The sequence below is a fragment of the Thermostichus lividus PCC 6715 genome, assembly GCF_002754935.1.
Classification (GTDB): domain Bacteria; phylum Cyanobacteriota; class Cyanobacteriia; order Thermosynechococcales; family Thermosynechococcaceae; genus Thermosynechococcus; species Thermosynechococcus lividus.
Genome location: NZ_CP018092.1, coordinates 585,581 through 601,811, shown reverse-complemented (window position 1 = coordinate 601,811; position 16,231 = coordinate 585,581). Strand labels below are relative to the sequence as shown.

Below are 16,231 nucleotides of genomic sequence, written 5' to 3'. Positions count from 1 at the left end.
AAGACGTTTAAGTGTGACAACCATTGGATTTGGATAGGCGATAGTGGTGGGCAACCTGCCAGCACTCCATCAACAGCGTATGCCATTGCATTAATACATGCGTATCCACGCCAACCTGCCCTTCTGTTGCTCGAAATAGACTTTGGGTCGCAACCACATCATTTAGGGCGGCATCCACTCGACTCAACAGGGCTTGCTGGTCAGCAACCTCTAAAAACGGCATGACCTCCGTCCGCAACAGGGATTGAGCACGGCTAAACCAGTCTTGGAAATCGTCAAGCAACGGTTCCAGTAACACCTTGAGGAGTTGGGGTTCAGGTAAATTGGAGTGCAACATAGGGCAATGGGGACAACCTTACTTCTATCTTAAATCTTAATCTCGTTTACATATTGTTACAATTTGTTCAGGGAATTTGTCGCCATGGCGCCAAGCTGGTCATTGCCAACACTGAGGGAAATTGGCTGTAGTACCCTAGATCAAGGAGTCAACGCTTATGTTGTTGATTCTTCGGCCTAGGGTGGCAATGCTGTAAATCGACTCGTCTATCTAGCTATAGTTGCATGGGGTTAGCATGGATATCCGCGATTTTTTTGCTCAGAGTGCTGGTCGTTGGTTTTCCCAGCGCACAAGTCATCATCTTGCCTTTAAGCAAACTGAGTCGGGCAAGTCTCAACTAACGATTGATTTACTGAGTGTGGATGATCCGGCGGTGATTGCCCTGTGCCAGCAGTACGAAATGGATCCGCAATGGGCCATTTGTGGGGCGCGGGTTAGTTGGGATGGCACGATGGAATGGGATGCTGAAAAGCACGAGGGATCAACGGTGCTTGTACCGATTATGGGGGACGGATCAACCCACGAAGGCAAGTTGCTGCGGGAGATGGGCTATGCCGAGAAAGCACCAGTGGCGGGTCGCTTTAGTATGGGCAGTGATGGTGCGCTCACGCTGATTACAGAGTACGAAACCATGTACTCGGAAGAGCGGTTGTGGTTTGCCAGCCCCAATCTGCGACTGCGCACCAGTATTTTGAAGCGCTTTGGCGGCTTTTAGTATGGCATCCTTTTGTTCTGAAATTCGTTTGGGGGTGACCCAACCCGCCCAGTCATGATGCTGTTTTTGCACACAGCAATCAATGTGACTGACCTTGATCGTGCCGCTGCCTTTTATGAGGGGCTGCTCGGGTTACACCGAGTCGATCGCCCCCTGACATTTCCGGGGTTGTGGTACCAAGTGGGTGCGGTGCAAATTCACCTCATCCAAGCACCCCATGTGACCAATCGGCTCCAAGATGGCGATCGCTGGGGACGGAACCCTCACCTTGCTTTGGGGGTTACCAATTTAGATGCTCTGAAGGCAACCCTCACGGCGGCGGGTATTCCTATGCAAACCAGCGCCTCAGGTCGCGCAGCCATTTTTGTGCAGGATCCCGATGGCAACCTCATTGAACTCAACCAAATACCAGCAGATGGCGACACAGGAAAATCCACAGGGGCAGCACCGCAATAAAGCTTAGGGTACTCAGGGCAATGGCTGCCGGTGGTAGCTCTGCATTTAGCTCATACTCTTCTGCAAGGATCAATGCGGCAAAGGCGGTGGGGGTACTCGTCATGATGGCGATCGCCAGCAGGGGATCGCCCCGCAGCCCCAGACCATAGACAATCGCTAACATCGGCAGGGGCAAGATCAACGTTTTAACCAAGGCTGGGATGATCGCCATCGCAAAACTGTGCCATCCCGGCAGCCGACTTAAGCGAATCCCCGTCAGGACAAAGGCTAGGGGAATCACGCCGCGAATATCCAGTTGCAGTATGAACTCAACCCCTGGGGGAAACAGCATCCCATGGGTGGCAAATCCAGCCATCGCTGCCCAGAGGGTGGGTACTGTGGGGAGGACAGCCAGAGCTTGCCACCAAGATTGGGAGTGCGTTTTACCGTAGTACTGTCCCAGAAACGACCCCAGACCATAGGTACCAATGGCATTTTGGGTAATAGCATAAAAGGTGGCCCAGCGCAGATCCGCCGCTGCCAGTAGGGGAATGGCTACGCCTAACCCCACAAAGCCCGTATTCCCAAGGATACAAGAAATGAGGTAGCTGCCCTGAAAGCGTCGAGCTTCAGCCACAGGCAAGGCTGTAGTTAAAGTTGGCGGTGTGTACTGAAGCCATTGGGGCAGAAAATAGCGTTCTTGCCAAGGGTAACAGACCTGGGCTACAACATAGCCCACCACCAACGTCAAAAAGGCAAAGACGGGCGACAGCCAAATGAGACCCGTAAAGTCAGTGTGGTGCACAAGGGCAAAGATTTGTAGCGGTACCCCCACCCAGTAAAGGCCACGACCCAACCACTGGGGGATGACTGCCGGTAGCCACCGTCCCAGTACCAAACCAAGGCTAGTCCAGAGGATCAAGGGGCTGGTCGCAGTGATTGCATCCGCCATGGCGATCGCCGCTAAAGTTGCTTTTGAACACTATTGAACACTGTAGTTTGTTAGAGGCATCTTAGCCTGCGGGGAGACGCTCCTCAGCGCACCCCCAAGAGTTGTTTGCCCGTCGCACACAGATCCACTAGCTCACAGCTCTCACAATGGGGCTGGCGCGCTTGGCACACTGCACGACCATGATAGATCAGGCGAATAGACCAATTCTCCCAATCAGGCTGGGGCACTAAGCGCATGAGATCGCGCTCAATTTTCACCGGGTCTGTTTCTGTGGTTAGCCCAAACCGCTGACTGAGGCGTTTGACATGGGTGTCCACCGTTACCCCACCTAAAATACCAAAGCCGTGAGCCAGTACCACATTAGCAGTTTTGCGAGCCACTCCCGGTAGTGAGAGTAGATCCTCCATCACCTTAGGCACCTGTCCGCCATACACCTCCACAATCCGCCGACACGCCCCTTGAATATGCCGCGCTTTATTGCGATAGAAGCCGGTGGATTTGATATAGTGCTCTAGCTCTGCCACATCGGCATTAGCAAAAGCCACTGCATCCGGAAAGCGCTCAAATAAGGCCGGTGTGACTTGGTTCACCCGCTCATCGGTACACTGGGCTGAGAGGATAGTGGCTACCAGTAACTGCACAGGAGTCTCGAACTTGAGACTACAGGTGGCATCTGGATAAAGACGCTTGAGGCGGGTGAGAATTTCCAAAGCTCGTTGTTGTTTAGCACAAAGGCGGCGGGTAATAGCCATCAGGACAACGATTCATCACTAATCAACTAATAATCACTAAAAGAGTTGCTGTACCCAAGCTAGTCCGGTCAGGTTCACCGTATCACGAACAATCAGTACCATCCCTAGCCCCAGCAGTAAGACCAGACCAGTTTGCATCACCCCTTCCTGAATGCGATTGGGCAACGGCCGACCGCGCAGGGCTTCGATGAGTAAAAATAACAGTTGGCCACCATCCAGAGCCGGTAGGGGCAAGATGTTAATAATGGCAAGGTTAATGCTGATCAGCGCGGTAAAGGTAAACAACTGCTCGGCATTGGAGCGGGCAATGTCAGCCCCCATCGCCACGATCGCCACTGGTCCAGACACCTGCTGCGCTGCTTGATCAAAGTGCTGAAATAGTTCACGAAACCCATCGAAGGTGAGGAGAATGACGTTTTGGAATTCTGCGGCGGCGGCAGTGGCCAAAGTGATGGGGTTCCATGTTCGCTCTCGATGCACCTCAACATGGGGAGCAAGTTGTACCCCAATACGGGCTTGACCGTCGCTGTTAACTTCAGGAATTAGAGTGACTTGCTTAACGATTCCTTGGCGCTGAATCTCAAGGGTGAGGGGTTGGTTCGGGTGCTGCTGAATAGCTTTCATCAGAGTGGGCAGGCTACTGGCACTGGCGGTTAAGGGTTTTCCCTCCACCGAAATGATCAGATCGCCGGGCTGAATGCCTGCCTTGGTGGCTACCAAACTACTTTCAGGCACAAGGGCAGGAACTAACACTCCATCGTAGTAGGTGGCATGGCTGACCCCAAGCACCCCCATCTGAACGAGGAATAGCAGATAGGCAAACAGAAGGTTAGCAATCACCCCCGCGCTGATGACAATGGCTCGATCCAGAATGGGTCGGTTACTGAGAAGGTTAGGGTCGCTGGCGGGAACGGCACTGTTGGGATCGTCGTCAGGAAACCCCACATACCCCCCCAAAGGAATGAGTCGCAGGGCGTACTCTGTTTGCGCCCCTTGGTACTTCCAGAGGATGGGGCCAAAGCCAATCGAAAAGCGATTGACGTAAATTCCTTGGCTGCGGGCTGCTAGAAAATGCCCCAACTCATGAACGAAAATTAAGATTCCGAGGATGGCGATCGCCACCGCTACTGCAACCATCGACATGGACTGAACCCAATGCTACGCTTTGACCGGTACGCTTCTTTCCCATTGTGGCACTTGTGCCCCCCGTGTGCCGTGGGTATTTACCCCTGCTATGCATAATTTTCTCAGTTTGTACGATATATTGCAAAATTGCAACAAAGTGGGATGATAAGTAATTATTCTTAGCTGTTGCCCCTTGAGGACACTTAATACACACGCCTTATGGCCTGTTTCAGTGCAGAAATCAACTAAGAGTGCTAGGGTTACGCCTTCTCGAACCTTGGTTTCGTGCTGGAAGAGGCATCGATTAAACAATCTGACGTTAAGCTTAGAGGGAATTTTCAACAATGTCGTTATTTGACTGGTTTGCAAATCGCCGTAAAGAAACTGCCCTTACCCCCATGCACCAAGAACGAGAAATTGCCGATGGCCTGTGGACAAAGTGCGAAGCCTGCGGGGTGATGATCTATAGCAAAGACCTCCATAGCCATCAGTTAGTTTGTCCTGAGTGTGGTCATCATCACCGGGTTAGCAGCCACGAGCGCATCCAACAACTGATTGATGCTCAAACGTGGCGACCCCTCGATGAGCAGTTGGTGAGTTGTGATCCCCTCCAGTTCAAAGATCGCAAGCCCTATAGCGATCGCCTGCGGGAATACCAAGAAAAAACCGGTCTAAAGGATGCGGTGCAAACCGGGTTAGGGCAGCTCAACGGCCTACCTGTGGCTCTTGGGGTCATGGATTTTGCCTTTATGGGTGGCAGCATGGGTAGCGTAGTGGGGGAAAAAATCACCCGCCTGATTGAGCGAGCCACGTGGGAGCACATTCCTCTCGTGCTCATCTGTGCATCCGGGGGAGCGCGGATGCAGGAAGGCATGCTCAGCCTTGTGCAAATGGCCAAAACCGCCGCTGCTCTCGAGCGCCATCGCGCCGCTGGCTTACTTTACATTCCAGTGTTAACCCATCCAACCGCTGGGGGGGTCACCGCTAGCTTTGCCATGCTGGGGGATATTATCCTAGCTGAGCCAAAAGCCACCATTGCCTTTGCTGGACGGCGCGTCATTGAACAAACTCTGCGGGAGAAATTACCCGATGACTTCCAAACGGCAGAATTCGTGCAAAAGTGTGGCTTTGTGGATGCCATTGTGCCCCGCACCGAGCTAAAAGAGACCTTAGCGCAGCTCATCCGCCTGCATCAACCCACCACACCAACCCCTGTGCCGTCAAGTTTTTTGGCAACCTCATTTTCCCTTAGCTGAGGGGATTTGGGGGTAGATCAGCCCTGCACTCTAACCGAGTTGTGTTTCCTCACCAAGGTTGAGGGACGGGAGTCGGTTAATTAGAGTCTCTGAGGACTAGGGCAGTGGCAGCTCTCCTAGAGCGTACTGGCTAAACTGTGATGCTTCGAGGGCGATCGCTATACAATAGGCTTACTCCTGAGCGCTATTGCTCAATCATCTGCCCTCAGGAGTACCCACACTGTCCCTCCTGCTCTACAGTCTGTAATGCACACCACTGAAAACGATAAAGACCTCAAGCTCTGGTGGGGTGTTCTCTATCCGGCTTACAATGACCATCCAATTTTGGCAGTTGCCACTCCGGAGGTGGAGGGCACAGTCTTTGAGCAGGATACCAACCCACCGAACGCTGCGGCTTATTTTGACCCCCAGCATCGCTACCAGCGGTGGAACAGTCGTTATGCCTACGATTTGCCGCAACTCGTGCAGGATTTGCAACCCCATGAGAGCACCCTGCTGGCTGAGTTACACGCCTCGCCCCATCTGTGGGCCGATGGACTCGATCTAGCGCAGCCGGAGCGTGTTATTGCCCAGCTACAGGCCGCCTACCCCGGTCTCAGTGGGGTGGCGATCGCCTACTTAGTGCTCAATCTTGCCTGCCCTGAGTCAGTGCCAGCCATTCATGATGCTTGGCTAGATACCGTTGCAACAGCTAATTTCCCGGCGCATCAATGCCACGGTGTTATTCTGGACTACAACCACGCCGCCCGCCCCCTCAAAGATGTATGGGAAGACGACAGCATCCCCGACGAGCGTATTTTTGCCTATCTTGAAGACATGCTTAGCCTCTGGCAACTGCTAGAGCCATGGCATAGTCATTTTTTCGCTTTTAACAATTAAAAACTTGGCCGTCAACCCTGATCAAAGCCTACGGTTACACCAGCTTGACTTCACGCCTCCCCTTGTCGAGAGCTTTCGCCCTCTTGCTCAACGGCCAACCCTTGTCACTATCTGGCAGCAACTGTTTGAAAACACCTCAGTGCGCCGGCAGTCGGTCTTCATGCCGTTGTTGGTATCCCTGAGTACCGCTCCCATTGAAACCATCAGGGAGATACAAATGCTCCTAGACTCATTAGCAGAAACGCTGCGCACCGAACCCCTGTTAGTGCTTAATGAAGCGGATGAGGCGGGTGAGAGCACGGATGATTTGATTGCTGCGCTCCCTAAACTGCCCTTGCCAGATGATAACGACCATACCGCCATTGATGATGCGCCCACGGCACTGCTACCCCGCCAACTGGTTCAAGTAGAGGTTGCGGCCCAAACCGATACCGGACGCGATCGCCACCATAATGAAGACGTGTATTTAATGAATCACCGCCAGCAGTTGCGGGTCACCCCCAACGGCCAGCAATTAAATATGCAAGGAGTATTTATCCTGTGTGATGGTATGGGGGGGCACGCCGAAGGGGAAGTTGCTAGCTCCCTTGCAGCTAAAACGGTGTATGACTATTTTGAAGAAACGTGGCCATGGCAGGGAGACCTACCCAGCGCCGACGAGGTGCGAAAGGCTATTTATCGTGCAAATGAAGCCATTTTTGAAACCAACGAGCAAAAGGCAAAAACCGGCAGTGGCCGCATGGGAACCACACTGGTTATGGCGCTGGTGGATAACTATCATCTGCGCTTAGGGCATGTGGGCGATAGCCGTATCTATCGCTTTACCAAACGCCAAGGCTTAGAGCAGCTCACCGTTGATCATGAAGTGGGTCAGCGCCTCATTCAGCAGGGCGTAGAGCCAGAGATTGCCTACGGTCGCCCCGATGCCTACCAGCTGACCCAAGCCCTTGGCCCACGCAATAATCAATCCGTTGCCCCTGAGGTTATGGATATTACCATTGATGAAGATACCTTAGTTTTATTGTGCTCCGATGGTCTCTCGGATAATCGCTGCCTCGAAACCCATATCATTAGCCATATCCTGCCCATGCTAGACTTTAGCGTGCCCCTCAGCCAAACCCTCCATAAACTCATTGAGATGGGCAACGAAGTCAACGGCCACGATAACCTGACGGCGATCGCCTTGCGCTTCAAACTGCGTTCTGCCTTAAGCTGCCTCTTCTAAACACAGAGGGATAGCTTGGTAGCCCCGTACTAAAGTACGGGGAGGAAAAGCTACCTAGCAACTTTAGTTGCTCTGTGCTAATCTATACTTAATCGCCATCCTTGGTGAAAAACCCAATCGGCGACAGTTGTTACAAGTAAGCAGAACTTTGGGGCTTTGCCTCAAGGAACTGTGTAGGGGCGGTTTGCTCACGCCTTTACGAGTTCGTTTGTGGACTGCGTAAGAATCCCCCGACTTTAGTCGGTGGGAGTGTCAATCCTCTCCTCTACAAATTGGGGAGGCTGTCATTCACAGAGCGAGACCGTAGTTCTGGTGACTCCGAGCGAGGCAACAGATCAAAGACCTGCCGCAGGGTATCGTCAAGGGTTTCAAAGGGGACATTGCCCACCACCTCTTGGCGGAGCCGCCCCTGCCGATCAAAAATTAGGGTTTGCGGCACCAATCCTTTGTAGTAGTACCCCGGATCGGTGGCGGTAAATTCAGCCCCTAGGGGTAGAGCATCAATATCAATAGGAATAAAGTCTGTGACACGGCCATAATAGCCCTGTAGTTGGGAGATAGTGGTGGCAAACTGTTTGCAGTCACGGCTGTCGTTGACGTAAAACACCAGCAGCGTGGCGCGATCGCTCTTTAGCGATTGGCTGAGGCTAACTTTGGGCGGCACGAGGGAGCCGTTGCCACCGTAAAGGGCAAAAATGTTGCCGTCGTAGCGATCGTCGTTTACCCCAGCCCAACTGACACTCGTGAGCAACCCCCACAGTAACAGCGCAAGGCCTATGAGCGTTAGACGTTGCGTCCACAGCCGTTTCATGCGTCCTTTCCTCTTCCGACAGGTTGTGCAATGGTTCCTAAAACACTCTAGCGAAGCTTTGATCTGAATCCAAACCCTAGGCAGTCAATTTGCTCGTCAGTGGACACACTGCCTTCACGTTATCTGTTGATAGGTCTGCCAAAATGAGGACGACCTATTTATAATTTTGTAGATGTTAATCATGCCTTTACTAGAGTTCATGATATAGTTGCCCCATATTTATCATGGGTAAAGAACGTTGTCTTATGGAGTCAGAGCACTATTTTCCTGCGGAAAGCGTTCCCGTTGATCATCCCGAGTCTTTTGCTGCAGGAAATTCTGAGGTTGCATCTGGCGAAAATGGTTATAGCGCGCCGACCGATGTGTTAAGGAGTCATGAGAATTTGGTGGAAACGTCAGCAGCCCGCATTAAAGTCATTGGCGTCGGTGGTGGTGGTGGCAATGCAGTCAATCGCATGATTGCCAGTAATGTTGCTGGCGTTGAGTTTTGGTCGGTCAATACTGATGCCCAAGCGATCGCCCAGTCTCAAGCCCATCGCGCCTTACAAATCGGCCAAAAATTAACCCGGGGCCTTGGAGCAGGTGGCAATCCGGCCATTGGCCAAAAAGCTGCCGAAGAATCCCGGGAAGAGCTTGCGGCGGCACTGAAGGATGCTGATTTAATTTTTATTACCTGTGGGATGGGGGGCGGCACAGGCACGGGTGCTGCGCCCATTGTGGCGGAAGTTGCCAAGGAGCAAGGTGCCCTCACTGTTGCGGTGGTGACTCGCCCCTTTACTTTTGAAGGCCGACGACGGGCAACTCAAGCAGACGAAGGCATTGAGGCATTGCAAAGTCGGGTAGATACCCTTATTGTTATTCCCAACGATAAAATTCTTTCCGTCATTTCTGAGCAAACCTCTGTGCAGGATGCCTTCCGCGTGGCAGACGATGTGCTGCGCCAAGGGGTACAGGGCATCTCCGACATTATTAACCTGCCGGGTCTGATTAACGTTGACTTTGCGGATATTCGCTCTGTGATGGCCGATGCTGGCTCTGCCATGATGGGGATTGGCATTGCCTCTGGTAAATCCCGAGCGGCAGAAGCAGCGATGACGGCCATTTCTTCACCCCTTTTGGAAGGCTCTATTGAAGGCGCCAAAGGGGTTGTCTTTAACATTACTGGCGGAACGGATTTAACGTTGCACGAAGTCAATGCTGCCGCAGAGGTCATCTACAATGTGGCCGATGCGAATGCCAACATTATCTTTGGGGCGGTGATTGATCCCGAGCTACAGGGCGAAGTGCAAGTCACGGTTATTGCAACGGGCTTCACGGGGGAGGCCACTCCCCGCAGCCGCACGGTTGCCAAAGCCCCCCCCTCCCTAGCAAGCCCCAATCGAATGTTGCCTCTGTGCCCGCTCCAAAGTCTGAGCCAACAGACCCTGAGGGCAAGCCTAAGCTGGATATTCCAGAGTTTTTGCAGCGGCGGCGACCCACCCCCTAGGGAGCAGTGCCCACCATGTCTCGCCTTGAGTGGCTGACCAATCTTTTTCCCCTATGGGTCTTGATCACTGCTATTGTTGCGCTGCTGCATCCGCCGCTGTTTTTGTGGGTGAGCAGTGACTACATCGTCTGGATTTTGATGGTGGTGATGCTGGGGATGGGGCTGACCCTCAGTTGGGCGGACTTTAAGGCTGTCGGTTTAATGCCTCGCTCTGTTGCCTTGGGATTCTTAGCGCAGTACTTGATCATGCCAACGGCCGGATGGCTGGTGGCGCGTCTTTACCAGTTGCCACCCCCCTTTGCGGTGGGTCTGATTCTGGTTGCTTGCTGTCCGGGGGGAACGGCCTCTAATGTGGTGAGCTTTATTGCTCGTGCCCACGTTGCTCTGTCGGTGGTGATGACCCTCTGCTCTACGTTAGCGGCCGTTGTGCTCACCCCGCTCCTAACAAAACTGTTGGCGGGGCAGTACGTGGAAGTGAATGCAATGCAGTTGTTTTGGGGAACGGTGCAGGTGGTGCTGTTGCCTATTCTGGTGGGTCTTGCCTTGAATACAAAGGCACCTAATCTGGTGAAAAAGGTACTGCCTATTTCCCCCTTTATTTCAGTTTTGGGAATTTGCATCATTTGCGGTGGGGTTTTTGCCGCAAGTGCCAGTGCGATTCTTACCCATGGGGTGCAGCTGTTGGCGGCGGTGATCTCCCTGCATAGTATTGGCTTCTTTGGCGGGTACTACATCGCACGATGGGTGGGCTATTCCCAGCGAACCTGTCGCACGATTTCCATTGAGGTGGGGATGCAAAATTCGGGGTTGGGGGTGGCCTTGGCACGGCAAGCGTTCGCTAACCCCCTGACCGCCGTCCCCTGTGCCATTTCAGGGGTGACCCATTCGCTGATTGGTAGCCTGTTGGCCGGGATTTGGCGTTGGCAGCAGAGTACCGCGATTGCACCCAAGCCCTGAGAGGGGCAGGCTGGGGTTCAGTAAGATGGTAAACGTTTGCATTATCCGTGACGGTGAGTATGACTGCTTCTTCAACCCCTGTGCTAACCTCAACGCCGCCGTTGACCCCAGTGGCGGTTGCGCGTAAGGATATCCGGGCGAATCTGTGGCTGGCGTTGGCGATCGCCCTTGTGGCCACTGTAGGGGTCTATATTGGGTTTCTGCCGTTTCAGGGTACCTACTTGGGACAATTACTTCTTGCACGGGGGTGGACCCAACCTGTGGCGCTGTTTTTTGCCTGGACAGTGCTGATCTTTACTCTTCTGAAGGCGATCGCCTTGGTGCAGCAGTTTCCCAGCCTGCGCCAAAATTGGATCCCGGCTAACTATCCCCTGACAACGGCGCGGGATGTTGCTTACTTACAGCAGACCTTAGCCCAACGCCAGGGGCTGCTCCCCAATCGCTGTGGGCGAGTATTGGCGGCATTTATGACCAGTGAGCAGCGCGCCATTGCCGCAGACGTTGCCGCAGAAGACAGTGGCAGTGCAGCAGCAGCAGCGGATGCCTCCTACACTATTCCACGGGTTTTGGTGTGGGCGATCCCGCTGCTGGGCTTCATCGGCACCGTAGTTGGCATTAGCCAAGCGGTGAGTGGGTTTTCCAGTTTTTTGGAAACGGCTCAGGATGTCAACCAAATTAAGGAGGGGATTGGCAGCGTCACCACTGGCTTGGCGGTTGCCTTTGACACCACCCTCGTGGCCTTAGTCTTGAGTGTTTTTGTCATGATTCCTTTAGTGGCGGTTGAGCGCTGGGAAGCCAAGTTACTGCTGCAAATTGACACCTACATTAACGATTATCTGCTACCGCGCTTACCCATGGGTGCCAGTCCAGCGGCGCTGGCACCAGACACCCTCAAAGCGGTACTGCAAGAGGTCATCCGAGCCGAGTTACCCAATCCAGAAGCCCTGATGGCACCCGCTACCGAGCGGCTCGAGCAACTGCTGCAAAACCTCACCCATTTAGCGCAGGCAATGGTGAGCGATCGCCAACAGTTTGTGGCGGCCATCACCACGCAACAGCAGTCTGCCGATGCGTCATTTCAGCGATTGCTAGAGCAGCTAGAAACAAGCCAACTTCAACTTCTTGAGCGCGTTAATCAAGAGCACATAGCCATTGGCCAAGAACTGCGCCAGCACGGCCAGTCTATAGCCCAGTTACTCTCGCAAAGCGAACAACGCCTGCAACAGCGACTGCTCCTCATCGAGCAACTGAGCGATGCCCTCAACGCACTTGCAGAGACGGGCAGCCTGCAATTAGTGCTCCAGACCCTAAACCAGACCCTCGCCACCCTCCAACCGCTACTGCGGCAACTCGCTCAACCGCGGCGGGTCACCCTTGTAGAGCAGCCCAGCACCCTAGATTGATATAGAGATTGATATAGACGGGCAGACGCCTAAACTGCCAAAAACCGCTGAATCACATCTTGACTGAGGTCGCTGGTTGGGCCTGAGGCAACAATCCCCCCTTTTGCATAGCGTAGTACCAATCGGCTTCGCGCACAAAGTGGAGGTGCTGCTCCACCAAAAGGACAGAAATACCACGGGCAGCAATAATCCGTCGGACGGCGGCTTCAATTTCTAAAATAATTGAGGGCTGAATTCCCTCAGTGGGTTCATCCAGCAGCAAAAGCTTGGGCTGCCCCATCAATGCCCGGGCGATCGCCAACTGCTGTTGTTGCCCCCACTCAGGTCGCCCCCCATACGGTGTAGCATCTTCTTCAGGACGGGAAACAACTCAAAAATGTCCTCGGGAATATCACCTTTGCGAGCAGAGTGCGGACGTGCCTCTAACCCCAGCAGTAAATTTTCCTTAACCGTCAGCCGTGGAATGATCTCACGGCCTTGGGAACATAGCCAATCCCCAGCTTTGCCCGCTGATCCGGGCGCAGCGGCAGTAATGACTGCTCTTGGCACACCAGTTCACCTTGGCGGGGGTTGAGTAAGCCAATGATACTCTTGAGGAGAGTAGTTTTGCCAACGCCATTGCGACCAATCAGGCACACCATCTTACCGGTAGGCACACTCAGATCAATATCCCGTAGGATATGGCTTTCACCGTAATAGACATTCAGACCGCGCACCCGCAGCATCCAATCGGCGGCCACCGCAGTCGTGGGTAAAGGGTAGTGATCAACACGGGTCATGGCTGTTTCTGGGAGGTAGGTTCTTCTAAGGGTGCCCCCAAATAGACCTCAATCACGCGGGGGTCATTCTGGACATCTTCGATGGAGCCTTCGCACAGTACCGAGCCTTCGTGGAGCACCGTAACCGTACGGGCAATTTGCCGCACAAACTCCATATCGTGCTCAATCACAATAATGGAATGGCTTTCCGCCAGCGCCACTAAGAGTTCTCCTGTGAGACGGGTTTCCTCATCCGTAAGACCCGCCACTGGCTCGTCCACCAGTAATAGATCCGGTGATTGCGCCACCAGCATCCCAATCTCTAACCATTGCTTTTCGCCGTGGGAGAGTAAGCCTGCGGGAAAATTGGCTTTCGGCCGTAAGCCAATGGTTTCAATCAAGGCCTGAATCCGCTCCCGATCCGGTTTGGGTAAGGGGTGTAACAGGGTTGAGAGCACGCCTTTTTGCCGGGCACCCGCTAACTCTAAGTTTTCTCGTACCGTTAAATTGAGATACACCCGCGGTGTTTGAAACTTACGGCCAATGCCAAAACGGGCAATCTGATCTTCGCTATAACGGCGGAGATTACGGCCTTTGAACAGTACTCGGCCTTGGGTAGGCTTCACTTTGCCGGTAATGACATCTAAGAAAGTGGTCTTCCCAGCACCATTGGGACCAATGATCACCCTTAGCTCTCCCGTTTCCATTTGAAACGAAAGGTGATTCAGGGCATTAAAGCCATCAAAGCTAACGGTGAGATCCTCAATTTCTAGAATCGGTGGTGTCACGATGGGTGTTTGCCCTCCTGCTTGAGAACGTCACGCTCGTACTGTATGTCTGGGTCTAGCTCCAATTCAGGATAGGTGGCCAAAGGTTGGGGTCGCCCCAGCAGTCTTGCCAAAAACAAATGGCTCTCCGTCCGCAGCCAGCCCACAATTCCCGTGGGTAAGGCCAACACAACAATGAGGAACAGCGCCCCTTGGAAAAAGAGCCAAATATCTGCAAACTGCTCACTTAGCAAACTACGGGCAAAGTTCACAAGCAGTGCCCCTAAAATTGCGCCGATCAGGCTGGCACGACCGCCCACCGCCACCCAGATCACCATCTCAATGGAAAAGGCAATATCCATCGCACGCGGCGAGATGATCCCGGTTCGCAGCGTAAAAAAAGCACCGCCAATCCCCGCTAGGGCAGCAGAAATGGCAAACACCAGTACCTTATAGCTAGTGGGGTTGTAGCCGGAAAAGCGCACCCGAGCTTCATCATCGCGAATCGCCACCAAGAGTCGGCCAAAGCGTCCCATGGTCAGCCAACGACAGAGCAAATACGCCAGCGCGAGGAAGATCACCGTCAGCACGTAAAACCAATACTGCGTTTGGGCATCCCGTACGGGTACCCCTAAAAGGGTCTGAAAGTCTGTGAGACCGTTAGTGCCGTTAAAAAGCTTTTGCTGACCGTTAAAGAAATTAAAGAAGACGATAATGGCCGCTTGGGTAAGGATGGAAAAGTAAACGCCGCGAATGCGGTTGCGAAACACTAGATAGCCTAGAATTGCCCCCAAGAGTGCCGGAATCAGCACCACTGCTACCGCAGCGAAGGCAAAGGAATAGAACGGATACCAAAACCAAGGTAGCTCCGTGACCCCATAAAGGGTCATGAAATCCGGCAGAGGACTGGCGGCGCCTGCTGGGACTTGCAGTTTAATATGCATAGCGATCGCATAGCCGCCCAAGGCAAAGAAAATGCCATGCCCTAAGCTCAGTAAGCCCGTAAATCCCCAAATCAGGTCAATGCCAAGCGCCACAATTGCCAGTGCCAAATAGCGATGCAGCAGATCCAAACGGAAGCCGGGCAGGACAAGGGGCATAATAAAGATTAAAACTAAGGCAAGGGCAGCCACCACTCCTAACTCTGGAGCACTGATACGATGCTTAGGAAACGACAGTTTAGGTAACTTAGGCATCGACGGTACGTCCTTTTTGCGGAAATAAGCCAGCAGGGCGAATTTGCAAGAAGGTAATAATGAGGATAAAGACCATCACCCGCGCCATACTGGTACTGGCAAAAAACTCAAAGAAGTCGTAAAGCCCCGTACCGGGTGCCAAGAATCGCGTGAAGAGCCCAGAGCCAATCACATAGTTGACAAAACCAATCCCCAAGGCAGCTACAATGGAGCCAACAATTTTGCCGACCCCGCCGACCACCACCACCATAAAGGCATCAACAATATAGTTTTGACCAGTGTTTGGGCTCACCGACCCCAGCAGACTAATAGCACAGCCAGCAATCCCAGCCAGCCCTGATCCGAGGGCAAAGGTCAAGGCATCCACAGTTTGAGTGGGAATGCCTAGGCAAGCACTCATACTGCGGTTTTGGGTAACCGCACGAATGCGCAACCCCCATTGCGATCGCAGCAGGAACAGATAAATGGCCACCAAGCATACTGCTGTCAAGGCAATAATAAACAAGCGCACAAAGGGAAATTGCACCCCCAAGAGGTTCACCCCCGCCCGCAACCAACTGGGTGCGGTGACATCAACCCCTTGGGCACCAAACCACGGCTTAGTCACAGCTAAGCCCGCTGCCCCCCCTACAGCCAGCCCCGTTGTAATACCAATTCCCAAAGACAGCACTAGTAAGACAGGGGTCACCCAAGCGTGCCAACGCTGAGCTATGGTACGTCCCTTGAGCAGCCACATACCCCCAAAAAACAGGAGGCAAAAGAGGGCAATTTGCAGGGTCATCTGCCAGCTAATGCTGCGCACCAACTGTTGCAAAATCAAACTCACCCCCCACGTCGCCAATAGAGTTTCGAGGGGACGACCGTAGAGATAGCGAATGACACTGCGCTCGAGCATAACACCAACGCCAGCTGCTAGGGCAAAGGCGAGGGGAACAGCCACCAGCAAGTACCAGTCAAACCAGCTATCTCCCAGTGCCCGAAAGGCATTTTGCACCACAAAGGTAGTGTAGGCCCCCAGCATCATTAGTTCGCCGTGGGCAAGATTAATCACCCCCATAATGCCAAAGACAATGGCTAAGCCCAGTGCTGCCAACAGCAAGACTGCGCCAATGCTCGTGCCATTAAAAATACTCTCAAGCAAAAACGTCATGGCTAAACAAGGTTAGGGTTAAAGAGC

The 16,231-nt window shown here is 53.3% G+C and carries 15 protein-coding genes and 2 pseudogenes; 8 read left to right on the top strand and 9 right to left on the bottom strand.

Going from position 1 to position 16,231, the window contains the following annotated elements:
- Positions 1 to 7: 7 nt before the first annotated feature.
- The gene (locus BRW62_RS03040) at positions 8 to 337 is read right to left on the bottom strand and encodes a DUF2605 domain-containing protein (RefSeq protein WP_099798225.1); all 330 of its coding nucleotides are present in this window, start codon (positions 335 to 337) and stop codon (positions 8 to 10) included.
- A gap of 235 nt (positions 338 to 572) precedes the next feature.
- On the opposite strand from BRW62_RS03040, the pseudogene BRW62_RS03035 reads away from it, so the two are divergent.
- Together BRW62_RS03035 and BRW62_RS03030 are read left to right on the top strand one after the other, a co-directional pair.
- Positions 573 to 1,110: pseudogene (locus BRW62_RS03035) on the top strand (phycobiliprotein lyase).
- Positions 1,110 to 1,508, top strand: a complete 399-nt coding sequence (locus BRW62_RS03030) for a VOC family protein (protein ID WP_099799809.1) — start codon at positions 1,110 to 1,112, stop codon at positions 1,506 to 1,508. Before BRW62_RS03035 ends, BRW62_RS03030 begins: the two are co-directional and overlap by 1 nt.
- Here the strand turns inward: BRW62_RS03030 and BRW62_RS03025 are convergent.
- From BRW62_RS03025 to rseP, 3 genes are all read right to left on the bottom strand, one after another.
- Positions 1,450 to 2,439 carry an AEC family transporter gene (locus BRW62_RS03025; RefSeq protein WP_099798224.1) on the bottom strand — a complete coding sequence of 330 codons (990 nt, stop codon included), beginning with the start codon at positions 2,437 to 2,439 and terminating at the stop codon, positions 1,450 to 1,452. The genes BRW62_RS03030 and BRW62_RS03025 overlap by 59 nt on opposite strands.
- 83 nt (positions 2,440 to 2,522) lie before the next feature.
- Entirely contained in the window at positions 2,523 to 3,191 is a 669-nt protein-coding gene (gene nth, locus BRW62_RS03020) for an endonuclease III (protein WP_099798223.1), read from the bottom strand.
- 36 nt (positions 3,192 to 3,227) lie between these two features.
- Positions 3,228 to 4,334 carry an RIP metalloprotease RseP gene (gene rseP / locus BRW62_RS03015; RefSeq protein WP_099798222.1) on the bottom strand — a complete coding sequence of 369 codons (1,107 nt, stop codon included), beginning with the start codon at positions 4,332 to 4,334 and terminating at the stop codon, positions 3,228 to 3,230.
- Between the two features lie 326 nt (positions 4,335 to 4,660).
- Between rseP and accD the strand changes: the two genes are divergently transcribed.
- The 3 genes from accD to BRW62_RS03005 all read left to right on the top strand — a co-directional run bounded on the left by accD (position 4,661) and on the right by BRW62_RS03005 (position 7,676).
- Positions 4,661 to 5,572 (top strand): acetyl-CoA carboxylase, carboxyltransferase subunit beta, encoded by a 912-nt coding sequence (gene accD / locus BRW62_RS03010; RefSeq protein ID WP_099798221.1) that lies wholly within the window; start codon positions 4,661 to 4,663, stop codon positions 5,570 to 5,572.
- 246 nt (positions 5,573 to 5,818) lie between these two features.
- Positions 5,819 to 6,451, top strand: coding sequence for a hypothetical protein (locus tag BRW62_RS13240; protein ID WP_198406129.1), 633 nt, complete (start codon positions 5,819 to 5,821; stop codon positions 6,449 to 6,451).
- Positions 6,452 to 6,455: 4 nt separating this feature from the next.
- Positions 6,456 to 7,676 carry a serine/threonine phosphatase gene (locus tag BRW62_RS03005; protein WP_237269131.1) on the top strand — a complete coding sequence of 407 codons (1,221 nt, stop codon included), beginning with the start codon at positions 6,456 to 6,458 and terminating at the stop codon, positions 7,674 to 7,676.
- 265 nt (positions 7,677 to 7,941) lie between these two features.
- On the opposite strand, the gene BRW62_RS03000 is transcribed toward BRW62_RS03005, so the two are convergent.
- Positions 7,942 to 8,487, bottom strand: coding sequence for a thylakoid membrane photosystem I accumulation factor (locus BRW62_RS03000; RefSeq protein ID WP_099798220.1), 546 nt, complete (start codon positions 8,485 to 8,487; stop codon positions 7,942 to 7,944).
- A gap of 386 nt (positions 8,488 to 8,873) precedes the next feature.
- On the opposite strand from BRW62_RS03000, the gene ftsZ reads away from it, so the two are divergent.
- The 3 genes from ftsZ to BRW62_RS02985 are packed head-to-tail and all read left to right on the top strand — an operon-like array spanning position 8,874 to position 12,333.
- The gene (gene ftsZ / locus BRW62_RS02995) at positions 8,874 to 10,010 is read left to right on the top strand and encodes a cell division protein FtsZ (RefSeq protein ID WP_237269130.1); all 1,137 of its coding nucleotides are present in this window, start codon (positions 8,874 to 8,876) and stop codon (positions 10,008 to 10,010) included.
- On the top strand, positions 9,989 to 10,930 hold the full coding sequence (locus BRW62_RS02990) for a bile acid:sodium symporter family protein (protein ID WP_099798219.1): 942 nt from the start codon (positions 9,989 to 9,991) through the stop codon (positions 10,928 to 10,930). Before ftsZ ends, BRW62_RS02990 begins: the two co-directional genes overlap by 22 nt.
- A gap of 59 nt (positions 10,931 to 10,989) precedes the next feature.
- Positions 10,990 to 12,333, top strand: coding sequence for a MotA/TolQ/ExbB proton channel family protein (locus tag BRW62_RS02985; protein ID WP_099798218.1), 1,344 nt, complete (start codon positions 10,990 to 10,992; stop codon positions 12,331 to 12,333).
- A 29-nt stretch (positions 12,334 to 12,362) separates the two neighbouring features.
- On the opposite strand, the pseudogene urtE reads toward BRW62_RS02985, so the two are convergent.
- From urtE to BRW62_RS02965, 4 genes and pseudogenes are all read right to left on the bottom strand, one after another.
- Positions 12,363 to 13,058: pseudogene (gene urtE, locus BRW62_RS15030) on the bottom strand (urea ABC transporter ATP-binding subunit UrtE).
- A gap of 50 nt (positions 13,059 to 13,108) precedes the next feature.
- Positions 13,109 to 13,879 (bottom strand): urea ABC transporter ATP-binding protein UrtD, encoded by a 771-nt coding sequence (urtD, locus tag BRW62_RS02975; RefSeq protein WP_099798217.1) that lies wholly within the window; start codon positions 13,877 to 13,879, stop codon positions 13,109 to 13,111.
- A complete protein-coding gene (gene urtC / locus BRW62_RS02970) occupies positions 13,876 to 15,054 on the bottom strand; it encodes an urea ABC transporter permease subunit UrtC (RefSeq protein WP_099798216.1) in 1,179 nt (392 codons plus the stop codon). Before urtC ends, urtD begins: the two co-directional genes overlap by 4 nt.
- Entirely contained in the window at positions 15,047 to 16,204 is a 1,158-nt protein-coding gene (locus BRW62_RS02965) for an ABC transporter permease subunit (RefSeq protein ID WP_099798215.1), read from the bottom strand. Before BRW62_RS02965 ends, urtC begins: the two co-directional genes overlap by 8 nt.
- Positions 16,205 to 16,231: the final 27 nt, after the last annotated feature.